At 70.5% G+C, this 17,336-nt stretch carries 12 protein-coding genes and 1 pseudogene; 9 read left to right on the plus strand and 4 right to left on the minus strand.

From position 1 onward, the window contains the following. Positions 1-214: 214 nt before the first annotated feature. Positions 215-2,578, minus strand: coding sequence for a glycoside hydrolase family 95 protein (locus OG937_44430; GenBank protein WUD78274.1), 2,364 nt, complete (start codon positions 2,576-2,578; stop codon positions 215-217). Positions 2,579-2,929: 351 nt separating this feature from the next. Between OG937_44430 and OG937_44435 the strand changes: the two genes are divergently transcribed. After that, entirely contained in the window at positions 2,930-4,048 is a 1,119-nt protein-coding gene (locus OG937_44435) for an NUDIX domain-containing protein (GenBank protein WUD78275.1), read from the plus strand. 88 nt (positions 4,049-4,136) lie between these two features. On the opposite strand, the gene OG937_44440 is transcribed toward OG937_44435, so the two are convergent. Beyond that, entirely contained in the window at positions 4,137-4,823 is a 687-nt protein-coding gene (locus tag OG937_44440; GenBank protein ID WUD78276.1) for an alpha/beta hydrolase, read from the minus strand. Positions 4,824-4,913: 90 nt separating this feature from the next. Here OG937_44440 and OG937_44445 point away from each other — a divergent pair, with 90 nt between their 5' ends. The 3 genes and pseudogenes from OG937_44445 (at position 4,914) to OG937_44455 (ending at position 8,847) form a co-directional block, all read left to right on the plus strand. Continuing rightward, positions 4,914-5,876 (plus strand): WYL domain-containing protein, encoded by a 963-nt coding sequence (locus tag OG937_44445; protein WUD78277.1) that lies wholly within the window; start codon positions 4,914-4,916, stop codon positions 5,874-5,876. Between the two features lie 181 nt (positions 5,877-6,057). Continuing rightward, a pseudogene (locus OG937_44450) lies at positions 6,058-7,302 on the plus strand (transposase). Between the two features lie 186 nt (positions 7,303-7,488). Further along, entirely contained in the window at positions 7,489-8,847 is a 1,359-nt protein-coding gene (locus OG937_44455; protein ID WUD79072.1) for a glycoside hydrolase family 47 protein, read from the plus strand. A 27-nt stretch (positions 8,848-8,874) separates the two neighbouring features. Here OG937_44455 and OG937_44460 read toward each other — a convergent pair whose 3' ends face one another. Beyond that, a complete protein-coding gene (locus OG937_44460) occupies positions 8,875-9,480 on the minus strand; it encodes a PadR family transcriptional regulator (GenBank protein WUD78278.1) in 606 nt (201 codons plus the stop codon). Between the two features lie 64 nt (positions 9,481-9,544). On the opposite strand from OG937_44460, the gene OG937_44465 reads away from it, so the two are divergent. The 3 genes from OG937_44465 to OG937_44475 all read left to right on the plus strand — a co-directional run bounded on the left by OG937_44465 (position 9,545) and on the right by OG937_44475 (position 12,737). Beyond that, positions 9,545-10,759 carry an FAD-dependent monooxygenase gene (locus OG937_44465; protein ID WUD78279.1) on the plus strand — a complete coding sequence of 405 codons (1,215 nt, stop codon included), beginning with the start codon at positions 9,545-9,547 and terminating at the stop codon, positions 10,757-10,759. Positions 10,760-10,965: 206 nt separating this feature from the next. Further along, a complete protein-coding gene (locus OG937_44470) occupies positions 10,966-11,106 on the plus strand; it encodes a hypothetical protein (GenBank protein WUD78280.1) in 141 nt (46 codons plus the stop codon). Positions 11,107-11,498: 392 nt separating this feature from the next. Next, a complete protein-coding gene (locus OG937_44475) occupies positions 11,499-12,737 on the plus strand; it encodes a serine/threonine-protein phosphatase (protein WUD78281.1) in 1,239 nt (412 codons plus the stop codon). A 330-nt stretch (positions 12,738-13,067) separates the two neighbouring features. On the opposite strand, the gene OG937_44480 is transcribed toward OG937_44475, so the two are convergent. Beyond that, positions 13,068-13,937 (minus strand): LLM class F420-dependent oxidoreductase, encoded by an 870-nt coding sequence (locus tag OG937_44480; GenBank protein WUD78282.1) that lies wholly within the window; start codon positions 13,935-13,937, stop codon positions 13,068-13,070. An 849-nt stretch (positions 13,938-14,786) separates the two neighbouring features. Between OG937_44480 and OG937_44485 the strand changes: the two genes are divergently transcribed. Both OG937_44485 and OG937_44490 read left to right on the plus strand, forming a co-directional pair. Beyond that, positions 14,787-16,226 (plus strand): family 2B encapsulin nanocompartment shell protein, encoded by a 1,440-nt coding sequence (locus OG937_44485; protein WUD78283.1) that lies wholly within the window; start codon positions 14,787-14,789, stop codon positions 16,224-16,226. A 16-nt stretch (positions 16,227-16,242) separates the two neighbouring features. Next, the gene (locus tag OG937_44490) at positions 16,243-17,292 is read left to right on the plus strand and encodes a family 2 encapsulin nanocompartment cargo protein terpene cyclase (GenBank protein ID WUD78284.1); all 1,050 of its coding nucleotides are present in this window, start codon (positions 16,243-16,245) and stop codon (positions 17,290-17,292) included. Positions 17,293-17,336 lie beyond the last annotated feature (44 nt).

Here is a 17,336-nt window from a genome sequence, read left to right on the forward strand (position 1 = left end):
CGACGATTGTGCGCCACCCCCCGGGCCTTGCCGCAAGCCCCCCGGTGCGCTATACCTTGAGAGTGGCAAGGAGAGACTTCTCCTTGCCTTTGCTTTTTCCCGTCCGCTGGAACCGGCCGGACGTCCCACCGGCCCACGGATGCGGCCGCGGAACGGAACCTGGAATGCGAAACGGCCCGCCGGGGGAACCGGCAGGCCGTCGCGAAGACCGTGGCTAGGGGATGTGTATCGTCACGGACTTGCCGGGCTTGAGGGTGAGCTGCTTGCGGAAGGCGCCGGCGCGCAGCTCGGTGGCGGTCCCGCCGGTGCTGCGGACGGTCGCCTCGGTCACCTTGCCGTTGCGCCAGGACAGGTCCACCTCGAAGCCGCCGCGGGCGCCGACGCCGGTCACGGAACCCTTGGCCGCCCAGGCCTGGGGGAGTGCGGGCAGCAGCTCGATGACGCCCGGCCGCGAGTAGAGGATCATCTCCAGCGCGGCGGTGGCACCGCCCAGGTTCGCGTCGATCTGGAAGATCGTGTAGCTGCCCTGGCTGTACATGTCGAACCAGTTGGCCGAGGTGCCGTTGCCGTTGGTGATGGACGGCCGCAGGACCGTCAGGTACAGCTGGTAGGCCTTCTCCGCGTCCTTCAGCCGGGACCAGCACAGCGACCGCCACGCGCACGCCCAGCCGAAACTGTCCATGCCGCGCGCGGTGAGCAGGGCACGGACCCCTTCGAGCAGCTCCGGCGGGCTGGTGTCGGCGGCTATCCGGTCGCCCGGGTAGAAGCCGATCAGCGGAGACAGGTGCCGGTGCGTGACCTCGCCGAGGTTGTCGGGGGTCATCCACTCCTCGAGCCAGCCGGTCTTCGGGCTGACCCGGGGCAGGTAGAGCTTGGCCTGCATCGCGCTCAGCTCGGCGGCCAGCTCGGTGTCCCGGTGGAGCACGCGGGAGGCGGCCTTGAACTCCTCGAAGAGCTCCCACGCCAGTTCCTGCCCGTAGGTGTTGCCCTTCCCGTCCGGACCGTGCTCCGGGGACCAGGAGGTGTCGTCGATCAGGACCTGTTGGGACGTGCCGTCCGTCCCGGTGACCGTCGTGCTGATCAGGCGCGCCTGCCAGAACTCCGCGGCCCCCTTCAGGACGGGGTAGATCAGCTCCAGGTAGGCGCGGTCCTGGCTGTACTCGTAGTGCCGCCACAGGGAGTTGCACAGCCAGGCGTTGCCGGAGGGGTGCCAGGCCCAGCCGCTGCCGCCGTGGATGTTGGTGGAGAACGCGACCGCCCAGCCGGCGATCTTCCCCGTGCTGTTGCGGAACCGGTTGCGTTCGTCGTTGTACAGCCGCTTGGTGACGTCGGTCCAGACCGGCAGCTGGGACACGCAGTACCGGGCGAGGGCGTACGCGTTCTCGCCCAGGCCGGCCGGGTCGGCCAGCCAGTAGTTCATCTGGACGTTGATGTCGGTGTGGTAATCGGCGTACCAGTCCGGGTTGTTGTTGTGCACCCAGATGCCCTGCAGGTTCATCGGCAGCCAGTCGCGGGAGCCGGTGATCGTCAGGTAGCGGCCGTATTGGACGTAGGCGGCCTCCAGTTCCGGGTCCGGCGTGGTCGCGTCGGTGTACCTCACGGCGATGCGCGACCAGGAGTCCAGGGACCGCTGCAGCGCCGACGACTCGCCCAGGTCGATGCTGAACCGGTTGTAGAGCCGGTGGTAGTCGGACACGTGGGTCTTGAGCAGCTCGTTCTCGGACACCTTCGCCGCGGCGGCGATCTTGGCGCGGGCCACCGCGAGGGGATCGGTGCCCGGCTCGCGGAACTTCTTCGCGGCGTCGGGGGAGTAGTCGGTGCCGCCGCACACCACGATCAGCAGCTCCCGGCACCCGGCGAAGGACAGTTTGTCGCCCTCCACACTGACCCGGCCCGACGCGCTGACCGCGGTCACCGCCGCCGCGTAGCGCAGACCGTTCTTCAGCGTCCCGGCGAACGACACGTTCCCGCTGCCGCCCGCGGTGGTCTCGCCGTGCGTGCCGGCCAGCGAGACCGTACCGGTGTGCGGCCCGCCGCTGAGCCGGACGACGACCACGTCGTCCGGATGGCTGGCGTACACCTCGCGCCGGTGGAGGTTGCCCTCGTGCAGGTACTCCGCGGAGACCACGCCGTTGCTCAGGTCGAGCCGGCGACGGTACTTGCTCACCGCCTTGCCGGAGTGGCCGGGCAACGCGATCCGGAGCTTGGCCAGGAGGCCGAAGCTGCCGAAGTCGTCCGGACCGTACGGCAACTGGCCGTCGTCGGTCAGGGTGTCGTTGGTGCCGCCGGTCCAGAACGCGCCGTCGGTCAGGTAGAGGAAGTCGTCCGCCGGATCGCCGCCGACGAGCGCGCCCAGCCGGCCGTTGCCGACCGGCAGTGCCTCCTGGATGATGCGCGCCTCGTTGGCGGGCGTGCGGTACCAGATCGACGTGGCCTTCCCCTCCGGGACGATGTCCACGCTGGTCGGACGGGCGGGAGCGGCATGTGCGGCGAACGGGTAGAGGCCGCTCGACAGGGCGAGAGCACCACTGGTGGCGCCGGCCAGGCGGAGGAAGTCACGTCGGGAAGAAGCGGACACGGCAAGGGTTCCCTTCCAGGGTCACAGCAGCCCACGAAAAGTATTCATAAATAATCAACTTGTTTCGCCCATGTCAACGGCTGGTGCCAAATTAACCCGACCTTTGCCCTTGTCGCTGTTGATCTTATGGACTTTTAGTCCGTGATATCCCCATCTCTGGCGCGAGGTTCGAGGCTCCGTGACGCGAGTAGGTCGGATGTCTACGGTGCGACGATGAAGGCGTTCTGACGGCTCGTCGGGTTCCAGGGCACGCACGCTCATCGACGGCGGCGCGTGGTGTGGTGTCGAATGGCCGTCATGGGCAGGCGCGGCCGCACCGTGGGTAAGAACAGCACTGTGGATCCTGCGGAAGTGACGAACGCCGACGCCTGGACCGCCTACGGGGCCCACCACGTGGCCAGGGGCACCGACGTTCCCGACGCGGACGACATCTCCTGGGGCTTCTGGCCGGACGGGGGCTCGGGCCTGGCCAGGCATGCCGCCCATCTGGTCCGTGCGCACGGTGCCGACGTCGACGCCGTCGAAGCCTCGCCCACCCAGTACGAGCGCGCCGCCGCACGCTACTCCGCCGTACCCGGGCTGCGCCTGATCCTGGCCGACGCGGTCGACCATCTGCGGCGGGCGGATCCGTACGAGGTGATCTACTCCGTCCACGGTTTCGCGTACGTCGACCCGCGCCGGCTGCTGCCCGCCGTCGCGGACGCGCTGGCACCGGGCGGCAGGCTGGTGTTCTCGGTCCTGCACACCGCCTCCGACGGCCAGGGCCCCTCGGACACCGTCACGGCCCGCCCGCAGATCCTGCCCCTGGCGGGCGGCGGGCAGCTCATCGTGCAGATGTGGGTCCTGACACCGGAGTTGTGGCGGGACCTGCTGGAGGAGCACGGCTTCGTCGTCGAGCGGATCGAGGTCCTGGACGCGCCGGAAGAGGGTGTCCCGACGTCCTGCCGCCTGTTCCGCGTACGTCGGCGCATCCGGGCCACCAGCCGCCCCCGCACCACCGGCCCGCCGCCGCCGAACACCGCCCTCGGCGTCGGGGCGATCCTCCACGGCCCCCGCGGTCTTCTGCTGGGCCGGCACCGGCGGGGTACGTGGGAGCTGCCCGGGGGTTCGGTGGAAAGGGGGGAGTCCCTCGCCGGCACCGCCGCCCGCGAGGTGAAGGAGGAAACCGGCTGCACCGTACGCGAGGAGGACGTCGAGCTGCTCGGCCTGCTCCTGGACGAGGCCCAGGGCATGCTGCGGGCGACCGTGGCCGCGGTGATCACCGCATGGGACGGCGAGCCGGGTGACCAACCCGGCGAGAGCGTGGGCGACTGGCGGTGGTGGCCGCTCGACCGGCTCCCGAACGGCCTGTTCGTCCCCAGTGCCCAGTGCCTGACCACCTGGCGCCCCGACCTGCCGATCGAGCACCCACCCGCCCGGCTCCATCCCCTGTGGGGAACCGGGGCCGTGCGGGCCCGCCGCGACGTATGAGTTCTCGTTGCAGCTCGGCGGGTCACCCTTGGTCACCGCGGTCCGGATGATCTCCGCCGGTCTGCGTCCGGGCCCGGTGGACCCCCCGTCAGGCCGCGTCGGCTGCCCGGGCCAGGATCCGGGCCAGTTCGGCGGGCTGGGTGATCATGGGCCAGTGGCCCGATTCGATGTCGGCGAAGTCGACGTGCTTGGCCCGGGCGAGTTCCGGGATGTCACCGGCGCTGATCCACTCCTGCGCCTGCGGGGGCGTGAACTCGGGGCATACGACCACGACCGGGACGTCGAACCTCCGTTCGTCCGTCAGTCGCACCACTGCCTTGGACACGCCTGCGGGCACCGGGATCGCGGCGGCCGCCAGCTCTCGCCTGGCCCCGTCGTCGAGGTCGGCGGCGTCCGGCCCCTCGAAGGGGCCCCAGCCGGGGAAGGGCATGACGCCGTCGGTCACCTCGAAGAAGTCGGCGTACGGCTGACCGTCGGCGGTCGGGAAACCACCGATGAGGGCGACCTTGGCGACCCGCTCCGGCCGCCGGTCGGCAGCCAGCCAGGCCAGCGTGGAGGCGGCGGAATGCCCCACCACCAGCGGCTTGCCGGGTGCGGCGTCCACCGCGGCGAGCACCGTCGCCAACTGGTCGTCGAGGGTGGCGGACACGGAGCCGTCCCCCTGGCCCGGGAGGGTGAGCGGCACGGGGCGATGGCCGAGCGATTCCAGCGCGGGCGCGACGCGGCCCCACACGGATCCGTTCAGCCACAGGCCGCCGATGAGCAGGATGTCCATGGTCGGTTTCCCTTCTCCAACTTCGTGGACGCCACCGTAGGAGGAGATCCGGACGATCCACTGCCGGTTCATTCGGATTAACCTGCTCCCGTGCCGAACGACCTCAGCCCCACCGCGCGGGCGCTGCGCGCCCTGGAGATCCTCCAGACCCGCCCCGGTACGACGGCCGGCGAACTCGCCGTACGGCTGGGCGTCACCGAGCGCGCCGCGCGCCGGTACGTCGGGATCCTCCGGGAGGCCGGCATCCCCGTGGAGTCGGCCCGGGGGCCGCACGGCGGGTACCGGCTGGGCCGCGGGACGAGGCTGCCTCCGGTGCACTTCACGCAGTCCGAGGCCCTCGGCCTGGTGATGGCGGTGCTCGGCGCCCAGCCGGCCGTGGCCGACACCGACGACCTGGTCGGCACCGCCCTGGGCAAGGTCGTCAAGGCGCTTCCGGAGAGCGTCGGCCAACAGGCGGCGCTCCTGCGGGAGTACGCGTCGACCGCAGGGGACCCGTACGCGGCGCGCCCCGATCCGGCCATCACCAGCGAACTCGTCGACGCCGTCGCGGCCCGGCGGCGCGTGTCGGTCACGTACCGCAGTGAGGCCGGCAACGAGTGGGAGGCGGAGGTGGATCCCTGGTCCATCGTCGTCCGCTACGGGCGCTGGTACGTGCTGTGCCACTCCCATCGTGCGGACGCGATCCGCACCTACCGGCTCGACCGGATCCGTGCGGTCCGGCCGACCGGGCACGGGTTCGAGCCGCCCGAGGGCCTGGACCCGGTGGCGGCGCTCGAGGAGAACCTGGGTCTGGGGTGGGAGTTCTCCACTCGCGTGGTGTTCGACGCGCCCCTGGCCGAGGTGGCCCCGTGGATCCGGCCGCCCATGGGGCGCCTGGAGCCCTCGGGGGAGGGATGCGTGCTGGTCGGCAGCACCCGCAACCCGGACATGTACGCGCAGGAATGGCTGGCAAGGGTGCCGTTCGCCTTCCGCGTCGAGGGCGGGGAAGAGCTGCGTGCCGCGGTTGCGGCGCTCGTGGCGCGTCTCGCCGCCGCGGTGGCGGAAAGCTCCTGACCGCTACGGGGCCGGCGTCGCCGCTTGAGCCGGTCACCTGATTTCTCCCAGGGTGCCCTGGCCTTCAGGCCGTGGCGGAATGGGTCCTTGAGTGGGAGCCGCGAAGCGGCGGAGCTCTCTGCGTGTCTGTTCTGACCTGCGCTCTCCTTCGTTGTCGGTGGGGGCTGTTAGATTCCCGGGCATGACGACGGCGGTGGTGGCCGGGCAGGGGTCGGGGTATGCCCGGTTCACCTATCGGCTGCGGGTGTCGTCGTCGGCGGGTGCCGGTCTGGAGGCGGAGTGGGCGCGTTGCCGGTGGGTGTGGAACGAGTGTGTGGCGGTGTCCCGCAAGGTCCACGGCCTGAACAAGACCTCCGAGCAGAAGGCCACGTGCGGTCCCGCGCAGCTGGACAGGATGCTGACCGAGGCGCGGCGGTCGATGGCGTGGCTGCGGGAGGGCAGCTCGGTGCCGCAGCAGCAGGTCATCCGGGACTTCGCCATATCCCGCACCAAAGCGATCAAGGACATCGCGGCGAGGCTGCCGATGAGGCAGCGGGCCGGGATGCCCCGCATCAAGCGCAAGCGCGAGGCCGCCCCGTCGCTGAACTACACCACCCGCGGTTTTAGGCTCAAGGACGGACGCCTGCACCTGGCCGGCGGCATCGTCGTGTCGGTGGTGTGGTCCCGCGACCTGCCCAGCCAGCCCACGTCGGTGCGGGTGTACCGGGACAGCCTCGGCCACTGGTATGCCTCGTTCGTCGTGGCCACTGCCCCTGAGCCGCTGCCTGCCACCGGCGCTGTGATCGGCGTGGACTGGGGCGTGCGTGAGACCGCGACCACCACCAGCGACGCCCACGACCTGCCGCACGCTTAGCACGGGAAGACCGCCGTGCAGCGTCTCGCGCGGTACCAGAAGATGATGGCTCGCCGTAAGCCTGCTCGTGGGCAGGCTGGGTCCAGGGGCTACCGCAAGGCCAGGCATCAGGCGGCGAAGCTGTACAAGAAGGTGGCGCGTCGGCGGCAGGACACTGCCCGCAAGTGGGCCAAGCGCGTCGTGACCGACCATGACGTGCTCGCGGTGGAGGACTTCCGGCCGAAGTTCCTCGCGAAGACCACGATGGCGCGCAAGGCGGCGGACGCGGCGATCGGGGCCACGAAGACGGCTCTGATCGAGATGGGCCGCAAGCACGGGCGGGACGTCCGCCTGGTGCATCCCGCGCACACCACCATGGATTGTGCGTCGTGCGGAGCGAGAACCAAGCACGCACTTCCTCTTTTGGAACGTACCTATACCTGCACCGCGTGCGGAGCCGTGTCTCCCAGGGACAAGAACTCCGCCCGCGTGATGCTGGTCCGGGCTGGTCTCAACCCGGCTGGTGCCGATCGTGTAAGCGCTGGTGGACCGCTGGTCCCCAGCCCACGTGAGCCAGGAATCCCCGTCCTATAGGGCGGGGAGGTTGTCAACGGAAGGATGTCCCGTCAATGTGGTGATGTCCCGTAGGGCCGGGAAAGAGGATCGCGCCTTTGGGGCATGTGTGCGGTTATGAGAACTTTCACGGGTCCTGATGGAGTGTCACGACGCAGGCTCCTGAGTGCCGTCGCCGCCTTGACGCCGGTCGCCGCCGTTCCGGCTGTGCCCTTGGCCGGTGCGGCTGCCGACGCCGCGTCCGATCCGTACGCGGACCTGGGTGAGGAGGTCGTCGCCTCGTTCCGCCGCGCATGGGACGCCTACCGACGGCTGGCCTGGGGCCGTGACGAGCTGCGGCCGCTGCGTGGCTGCGGTGCGGACTTCTTCGCCCGGGGTCACACGTTCGGCCTGACGATCGTCGAGGCGCTCGACACGCTGTACCTGATGGAGCTGGACGAGGACCTGGCCGCGGCCGTCCACTGGGTGCGCAACGAACTCGTCCTCGATCAGGACGTGCCGGTCCAGGTCTTCGAATCGATCATCCGGCTGGTCGGCGGGCTGCTGTCGGGGTACCTGGCGACCAGGGAACCCGTGCTGCTGGATCTGGCCCGCGACCTCGCGGACCGGCTGATGCCCGCCTTCGTCAAGTCGCCCACGGGCGCCCCCTACCGCTACGTCAACCTCTCCACGGGCGCGGTCGGCGGCCGGGTCAACTACCTCGCCGAGATCGGCAGCTGCATCACCGAGTTCGGGGAGTTGTCCCGGCTCACCGGCGACCGCTCGTACTACGGTGCGGCCAAGCGGGCGCTGCGTGCCGTCTACGAACGCCGCTCGCGGCTGGACCTCGTGGGCACCAGCATGAACGTCGAGACCGGGGCGTGGACCGGTACCACCGCCACCCTCGATCCGCCGGTCGACTCCTTCTACGAGAGTCTGTGGCACGGCTGGGCGCTGTACGGCGACGAGGAACTGCACACCTGGTACACCACGCTGACCGCCGGGATCTTCAGGTACCTCGCCGACCGGGACACCGGGCGGCTGTGGTTCCGGCAGGCGCAGATGGCCACGGGCCGCCCCGCCGGCCACGTCGAGTCCGGGCTGACCGCCTTCTACGCCGGCCTGCTCGCCCAGAGCGGCCGCCTCGCCGGCGGCGAGAGCTACCTCGACAGCTGGACCGCCGCGCTCGACACCTTCCGCCTGCCGCCGGACCTCTTCGACTACCGCACCCTGCGCGCGATCGACCCGTCCTATCCGCTGCGCCCGGAGTATGCCAACTCCTGCCTGCTCCTGTGGCTCACCACCGGGAAGGAGCTGTACCGCGCCCGCGCCCGCGAGATGTTCGGCCGCCAGGAGCGCTACTGCAAGGTCCCCAACGGCTACACGGTCGTCCGGGACGTGACGGCGTCCCCGATGAAGCTGGGGGACCTGACCCCGGCGTACTGGTTCAGCGAGAACGCCAAGTACTACTTCCTGCTGTTCGCCCGGGCGCGCCGTTTCGACTACCGCTCCAGCTATCTGACGACGGAGGGCAACGTCCTGCGCGGGCTGCTGGACCCCGGCACCGGAGGCCCTGCCGGGAAGTGACGCGGCACTGCCCGGCCGCCCCGGTGATCACCCGTCATCGCCCGCGTGTGCGAGCAGTTCCTCGGGTGACCAGGCCAGGCGTCCGTCGGCGAAATCGGCCAGGACGCCCCGGACCCATGCCAGCTCCGCCGCCGTCATCGTGCGCACGTACCCCAGCTCCAGCGTCGCGATCCGCGGCAGCCCGCTGTCCGCTTCCCGGGCGAGGTCCGCGTCGTGCTTCGTGAGGGCGGCCTCCAGGGCTTCGGCGCGGCGGCCGAGCGCATCCCGCAGTGCCTCCGGCGTCAGCATCATGATCAGCGACAGTGCGGCGGGAAACTCGGGGAACTCCTGCTTCGGCGTGGAGAGCATCTCGTCGAGCCAGCGGTGCGCCGTCTCGCTGCCCGCCTCGGTGACCTCGTAGACCGTGCGCTCCGGGTACTGCGCGTCCCGGCCCGTCTCGCGGACGGCGATCAGCCCGGCGGCGAGCAGGCGCTCCATGGTCCGGTACAGGCCGGCCCGCTGACCGACGTTGACGACCTGGTCCTTGCCCCATTCCTTGAGCAGCCGCTGGATGCCGTAGGGATGCAGCGGCTTGTAGTGCAGCAGGGCCAGGACGGTCAGGGCGAGGGGGGAACTCCGGGGCGCAGTGCTCATGGCTCGATGCTACCCACGGTCGAACTAGTTGACCGGAGACTAGTTGCAGTGCAACTATCAAGTCATGACGAACTCGACTGGCACCACGAACGGCAAGGTCCGATCCGCACTGGTCATCGGCGGCGGCATCGCCGGTCCCGTCACCGCGATGGCGCTCCAGCAGGCGGGCATCGAGGCGACGGTCTTCGAGGCGTACGAAGGCCCGGCCGACGAGGTCGGCGGCGGCATGGGACTGGCGCCGAACGGATTCCAGGCGTTCGACGCGATCGGCGTGGGCGACGCGATCCGCGCGGTCAGCACCGAGATGAACGGCATGGTGCTGCAGAGCTGGAACGGCAGGAAGCTGGCCGAGTTCGGCACGCTGCCCGGTATCGATCCGACGCGCTTCGTGTTCCGCGCGGAGCTGTTCCGTACCTTGCGCGAGGCCGCCCAGGAGCGGGGCGTGGCCACCGTCTACGGCAGACGCATCGTCGACGCGAGCGAGGACGCCGACGGTGTCACCGCGCGCTTCGCGAACGGCAGCACGGCGACCGCGGACGTGCTCATCGGCGCGGACGGACTGCGCTCCACGGTCCGCGGCCTGATCGACCCGACCGCCTCCGCACCGCAGTTCGCGGGCACGGCCGGGTTCGGCGCCATGGTCGCCGACGCCGGCGTCGCGCCCACCGACGGCATGATGCACATGACCTTCGGCAAGCGCTGCTTCTTCGCCTGGCAGGTCTTCGCCGACGGCACGGGCCTGTGGTTCATCAACCTGCCGGTGGCCCAGCCGCTCTCGGTCAACGAGCAGCGCGAGCGCGGCGGCGCCCACTGGCTGGAACACCTGGCGAAGGTCTGCGAAGGCGACGCCACCCCGGCCGGACGGATGCTGGCGGCCACCGACCCGAAGACCATGCTCTTCGCCGGCAGCACCGAGAGCATGCCGCAGCCGGTGCGCTGGAGCCGCGGCCGGATGGTCCTCACCGGGGACGCCGCCCATGCGCCCTCCTCCAGCTCCGGCCAGGGCGCCTCGCTCGCCGCGGAGAGTTCCGTCGAACTCGCCCGCTGCCTGCGCGACCTGCCCCTGCCTCAGGCGTTGGCCCGCTACGAGGAACTGCGCTGGCCCAGGGTGGAGCGGATCATCAAGGAGACCGCCCGCACCAACGCCCGCAAGGCGGCCGGCCCGGTCGCGCGGGTGATCCGCGACGCGCTGCTGCCGACGATGTTCAAGCTGATGAAGCCCGAGAAGAACGCCTGGCAGTTCCGGTACCCGATCGACTTCGACGCCCCGGTGGCGTGACGGCCGGAACCGGCTGAGCCGACCGCCGCCCCGGTCCACGTCCCGATCGTCAGGCGCGCTGATGCCCCGGCCGATCGGCGCCCGGGGGGAGAGATCACCCGGTCGGCTACTGAATATGGCCGTCATGCAACGCAGGGTGACTCTTGCTGTGGGCTCGCTGCTGTCCATCTCCGCCCCTCCCCGCTCGCAACGCCTTGCTCGGCGCGATGGCCGCGGTGGCCTACATGACGGCCGGCGGCCACACCCTCAACGCGCCCTGCGCCCCGGTGGAGCTCGCCCGCGACATCGTCAGCGGCAAGGTCGACGTGTTCGCCGCCGCCGAACGCATCCGCTCCTGGCGAGCGTGACACGCAAGGGGCCGGGCCACGGCCTCGACGGCCGGGCTCTGCGGCAACCTGATCCGCAGCCATTCGGCCACCGACGCCGAAGTCGGCATCCTCGTGGCGAGCTGAGCAGACCTGTCCCTTGGACAACTTCGGATGCCCGACCCCGGGCCGAAGCCAGAGGGATTCGGCGACGCCTGCCATAGGGACCGGACGCTGCTCACCGTCGTAGGCGCCGGTCGCGGGGTGGCTGGTGACTCCGACAGGCAGGGCCGGCTGGGGCCCCTGTTGCGGTTGATGCCTGAGGGACCCGCGGAGTTCCCTGTGCCGACTTCTGCCGTGAGCGGGCACAGATTGACGCTCACCGCTGCGGTGGCCAAGCTGGTGTGAGAGGGCTGGTCGAAGGGACCGCGGCCGTGAGTGCTGGAAAGAGTGGACTTCCCCGGCTGCTGACGGCGGCCGAGACAGCGGCGCCGGCGGATGCTGTCGACGTGGTCGCGGAGGACCTGCGGCGGCGTTTTCAGGCTACGAAGGTCTCTTTCCTCATCGTGGACCTGACGGGCAAGGCGGTGGCGCGGCTGTCCACCGCCGGGGCAGCGGGGGGTGAGAGGGAAGCGGAACGGATCCCCCTGTTCGGCAGCGTCTACGAGCAGGTGATCCGTACCCAGCGGCTGTATCAAGAGGCGACGAGCCGCGGACAGCGAATGATCGTACCGGTCACCAACCGGGGGGACGCCATTGGACTGCTGGAGCTGCTCCTGCCGACTGACTGCGGTGAAGATGTCCTTGATGTCGTCGGGGAAGCCGCCCATGCCCTGGCCTATGTCGTGATCGCCAACGGGCGCTTCACCGACTTCTACACCTGGGGCAAACGCTCCAGGCCCCCGACCCTGGCAGCAGAGATCCAGTATCAGCTGCTGCCCGCGTCGCTGTCCTGCGAGGCCGCGCAGTTCACCCTGTGCGGGAGTCTGGAGCCCTCCGAAGACCTCAGTGGCGACACGTTCGACTACACCGTGGATCGGGACATCCTGCACTTGTCGGTGACCGACCCCATGGGGCACGACATCGACGCCGCCCTGGCCGCCACGGTCCTGGTGGGTGCTCTGCGCGGCGCGCGCCGTGCAGGAGCCGGCCTGGCCGAGCAGGCCCGTCGGGCCGACCAGGCCCTGGCCGACCACGGCCAGGGTCACGCCACCGGGCAGCTCCTGCGGATCAACCTCCACACCGGGCAGGCCCAGCTCGTCAACGCCGGTCACCCCTGGCCACTGCACGTACGCAAGGGGGTCGCGGAGGTGATCACCTGCGAGGTGGACCATCCCTTCGGGCTCTCCGTGTACGCGCCGCACCCTTACCGGGTTCAGGACATCGATCTGCGCCCCGGCGACCGTCTGCTCATGCTGACCGACGGCATGCTCGAACGCCATGGGCAGAAGGTCGACCTGCTTGCCCTGTTGGAGCGCACCCGGGACCTGCATCCACGCGAGACCGCGCTGACGCTGACGTCCGCAGTCCGGGAAGCCGCCGGCGGCCAGCTCGAAGACGATGCCACCGTGATGTGCCTGGACTGGCACGGCCCCCAGGAGACCCAGCGGCACGTCAGCTCCGGCGCAGACATCGAGAAAGCCTCCGCCGGCCGCAGAAGGCAGCAGCCGTGATCAGCGAGCTCTCCTGGACGGTGCCGGTGCCGGGGCTCTGACGACGGGGACTGGTCGGTCACCACGGTCCACCGGCGGGGACCGCGGATCGACGTCCCGGCATTATCGTCCGGTCCGTCCAGCGCAGGGTCCGGCCATGGAGGTTTTGGTGCGGCTCTTCGCAGAAGGACGCATCTGACGCACCGCCCATGGGGTGTACGGGGTCGCGCGTCGGCTTCGCAACCCCGGAAGGCTTGTCGGTCGGCAGCCTTGTTGGTGTGCGGGCTCCGGTTCACGAGGCTTGCGCGTGGAGGGCTGGGGTCAGCCGGTCAGCGCGGTGACCGAACACGGTCACTCATTCCGGATGATCCACGTCCGGGCGAGTTCCGCGACCCAGGTGGCCGCCGCGTCGGGAGCAGGCGGGGGCGCGCCGACGACGACGAGTTCCGAGACGCCCGCTTCGGTGAGGGCGGGCAGGTGCTCCGGCGTGCCGTCACTCAACGCGACGGCAACCGTGAGCTCGTCGAAGGCGCGACCTTGGCGGGTGCACTCGTCGGCGAGGACGGCCACACACGAGCCGACGTCGGCCACCGGGACGTTGAAGCCGTACCAGCCGTCGGCGTGCCTGACCGCGCGGCGCAGGGCGGCGTCGCTGTGGCCGCCGACCACGACCGGGAGCCGGCCACCGCGCAGCGGCTTCGGGTTGACCCGGATCGCGTCGAAGCGGGTGAACTCGCCTGCGAAGGAGGCCGGATCCTCGGTCCAGAGGGCGCGCATCGCGGCGAGGTACTCTTCGGCGCGCCGCCCGCGCCCGGCGAAGGGGACCCCGAGTGCCGCGAACTCCTCGGCCGACCAGCCGGCCCCGACCCCGAGGCAGAAGCGTCCGGCTGAGAGGACGTCAAGTGTGGCGGCCTGTTTGGCGACCACGACCGGGTTGTGCTCCGGCAGCAGGAGCACGCCGGTGGCGAGCCCGATCCGGCTGGTGACGGCCGCCGCGTAGCTGAGGGCGAGCAGCGGGTCCAGCCAGTCCGCGTCCGCGGGTACGGCGATCCGGCCGTCCGGGGAGTAGGGGTAGCGGGAGGCGGGTGCGTCCACGAGCACCACGTGCTCGCCGCACCAGAGCCTGGCGAAGCCGTGCGTCTCCGCGGCTGTGGCCACCGTCCTGATGACCTCCGGGCGGGCACCGTCACCGATGCCGAGCGCGTGCAACCCCACTCGCATCCGCCACCTCCTGGCGTCACCCTAGGTGCGAAGCGCGGACGCGTTCGGGTGACGTGGCACGCAGCGCGTGGAGGCGGCGTGTCGCGTCACCTGGACGGACGAGGCCACCGCCGGTGTCCGCGTGATGTTCCCCCCCCGCAGCCGGCTCGGTCGAACGCGACGGGTCCGCCGGTGAGCCGGCGGGCCCTCGTGGGTGCCTTGCGGGGATCAGCAGAAGGACGACGTCACGTCGCAGGATAGAACTTCGGCGCCATGGTTGGCCTTCATGGATTCTCCCGTCGGCCCGTCAGCCGGTGGTGAGCGCCGTCATATCGCGACGCGCCTTCTTGACGCTCCATCTGAACCGTTCCGCATTCGCTCGACCGTATTGCCAAGGGCCGCAGCGCGCAGGGCGGCAGGTTCGGCCGGAGGGGATCAGCTCGATCTCCGCACCGAAGCCGTGCCCGGCGTAGAAGTCCAGGGAGATCGATTCCTCGGCCAGGCCCGACGTTCGCCGGGGCGCCGTCGGTCTTCGGCGGCTGGGCGGGGGCGCGGGGCGGCATCAGGGGCGAGGTGCATCGGTGTTTTGTTGTCCCGGGTGTTTTGGCGGTGGTTTCGTGGTGGTGAATCTTCTCCGGAGGGTGATGTCACACGGCTCACGGAAGCGGTCCGGAGGCGCAGGAGCACACTGTCGGCCACCCCCGCCCCCAACAGCAGGTTTGCCACCCCCGGAGCGCTGATCCGCCCCGTTCACGCCGTACCCCGCGCCCGGACCGTCCTGATTGAGTGGATCACGGGGTCGCCGCCGTCACGTCGTCACCGACCGCGGCGGTCGCCCCGTGTTCGTTCACCAGCCCTGCTGGAGGGAATGTGTCCACACTGGACAGCGCCACCGGTCCCGCCGTCGAAGAACCCGCCGCTGATCCCGCGGCCGAGCAGCTCACCAGTCTGAGCACCCGCGCGGCACGCCAGCTCGCCACGACCACCAAGTCCGAACCGCAGATGCAGGCCATCACCTCGCGGTGGCTGCTGAAGGCCCTGCCGTGGGTGGACGTCAAGGGCGGCACGTACCGGGTCAACCGGCGCCTCCAACTGCGCACGAACCGTGGCCGTGTGCACTTCGAGCACAACGGGAGCGACGACATCCGCGTCATCCCGCAGTCGCTCACGGAGTTGCCGATCCTGCGCGGCTACCCCGACACGGACGTCCTGCGGGAGATCGCCGGCCACTTCCGGCCCCAGGAGGTGCGCGCCGGACAGGTGCTCTTCGAGGCCGGCCAGCCCGTGACGGAGGTGTACCTGGTCGTCCACGGCCGGTTCACGCGCTACACCTGCGGCAAGTACGGCGACGAGGGGATCATCGGGGTCGTCACGGACGGCGACCAACTGGGCGACGAGGCCGTGGGACAGCCCGACCCGCTGTGGTCGGCCTCGGTGCGGGCCGAGACGGCCGGGGTGGTCCTCGCGATGCCCTGGGCCGCCGTCGAGGACCTCACGCAGCGGGCGCCCTCCCTCGGCGCGCATCTGCGGTCCTACGTCGACCGGCAGCACCGGCCGATGAACCGCAAGGGCGAGGCCGACGTCCCGGTGCAGGCCGGCCACGTGGGCGAGCCGACGCTGACGGGCGGCTTCGTGGACTACGACCTCGCCCCGCGCGAGTACCAGTTGTCCCTCACCCAGACCGTCCTGCGGCTCCACAGCCGCGTCGCCGACCTCTACAACGACCCGATGGACCAGACCGAGCAGCAACTGCGCCTGACCGTCGAGGAGATCCGCGAGCGCCAGGAGTGGGAGCTGGTCAACAACCGGGAGTTCGGCCTCCTGCACAACGTCGACTACGGCCAGCGGGTCAGCACCTTCGCCGGCCCGCCGGTCCCGGACGACATGGACGAGCTGCTGTCGATGCGCCGCAAGACGAAGGTCTTCCTCGCCCACCCCAAGGCGATCGCCGCCTTCTTCCGGCAGTGCAACCGGCGCGGCCTGATGCCCGGCACCGCGAGCCTCGACGGCCACGACGTGCCGGCGTGGCGCGGGGTCCCGATCCTGCCCTGCGGCAAGATCCCGATCAGTGACGACCAGACCACCAGCATCATCGCGTTGCGCACCGGCGAGGCCGACCAGGGCGTCGTCGGCCTGCACCAGACCGGCATCCCGGAGGAGTACCAGCCGGGCCTGAACGTCCGGTTCATGGGCATCGACTCCGCCGCGATCATCAGCTACCTCGTCACCGCCTACTACTCGCTGGCCATCCTCGTGCCCGACGCGGCAGGGATCCTGGAGAACGTCCAGGTCGGCCGGCTCCCCGAATGACGGCCTGGAGCACCCCGTGACCACACACCCCACCGCCTTCACCCTGCCCGGACCCCCCAGCCCCGCCCGGAGCGCGAGAGCGCGGCGCCACGGCGCGATCCCCGGGCTGCTGTACCGGCCCGCGGTGCCCGCCGACCCGGAGAAGGTGCAGGAGGTCGACCTGCGCGTGGAGGCCTGGGCCCGCGCCAACGACCTGTTCCCGGCGGCCTGGCAGGGCGACTTCGCCGGCTTCCAGTTCGGCCGTGCCGTCGTGCTCCAGCACCCGGGGGCCGCCGACCTGGAGCGTCTCACCGCCGCCGGCAAGCTGCTGCTCGCCGAGAACATCGTCGACTCCTGCTACTGCGAGGAGGACGAGGGCCGCGGGGGCGCGCGCAAGGGCCTCGGCGGACGACTGGTCATCGCCCAGTCGGCACTCGACCCGTACCACGGCACCCCCGCACTGGAGGAGGAGTGGCGGCAAGGTGTCCGGGCGGACGGCCCGCTGCGCTCCTACCACCTCGCGCTGCGGGACTTCGCCGTCCTGGCCACACCCAGCCAGACCGACCGGTTCGTGCATGACGTCGCCCGGCTGCACCTGGGCTACCTGGCCGAGGCCGCCTGGGCGGAGACCCGCTACGTGCCGAAGGTCTGGGAGTACCTCGTGATGCGGCAGTTCAACAACTTCCGCCCGTGCCTGTCCATCGTGGACGCCGTGGACGGCTACGAACTGCCCGAGCAGGCCTACGCCCGCCCCGAGATCCAGCGGATCACGGCCCTGGCCTGCAACGCCACGACGATCGTCAACGACCTGTACTCCTTCACCAAGGAGCTGGCCAGCGACCCGGCACACCTCAACCTGCCCCAGGTCGTCGCCGCCAACGAGCGGTGCGGGCTGAAGGCCGCCTACCTCCGGTCGGTCGAGATCCACAACACGATCATGGCGGCCTTCGAAGAGGAATCGGCCCTGCTCTCCGCCACCTCGCCCCTCGTGGAGCGCTACGCCCGGGGGCTCGCCGCCTGGGTGTCCGGCAACCACGAGTGGCACGCCACCAACAGCCACCGCTACCACCTGCCCGACTACTGGTAACCGCCGCCTGTGACCCACCGGCACATGGCACCTGCACCACGAGG

This window comes from Streptomyces sp. NBC_00510 (assembly GCA_036013505.1).
GTDB lineage: Bacteria > Actinomycetota > Actinomycetes > Streptomycetales > Streptomycetaceae > Actinacidiphila.

Excerpts from the sequence above, each read along its gene's own strand:
- OG937_44440 (WUD78276.1), bottom strand. The coding sequence starts at position 4,823 with ATGGACATCCTGCTCATCGGCGGCCTGTGGCTGAACGGATCCGTGTGG.
- OG937_44460 (WUD78278.1), bottom strand. The coding sequence starts at position 9,480 with ATGAGCACTGCGCCCCGGAGTTCCCCCCTCGCCCTGACCGTCCTGGCC.
- OG937_44465 (WUD78279.1), top strand. The coding sequence starts at position 9,545 with ATGACGAACTCGACTGGCACCACGAACGGCAAGGTCCGATCCGCACTG.
- OG937_44470 (WUD78280.1), top strand. The coding sequence starts at position 10,966 with ATGGCCGCGGTGGCCTACATGACGGCCGGCGGCCACACCCTCAACGCG.
- OG937_44480 (WUD78282.1), bottom strand. The coding sequence starts at position 13,937 with ATGCGAGTGGGGTTGCACGCGCTCGGCATCGGTGACGGTGCCCGCCCG.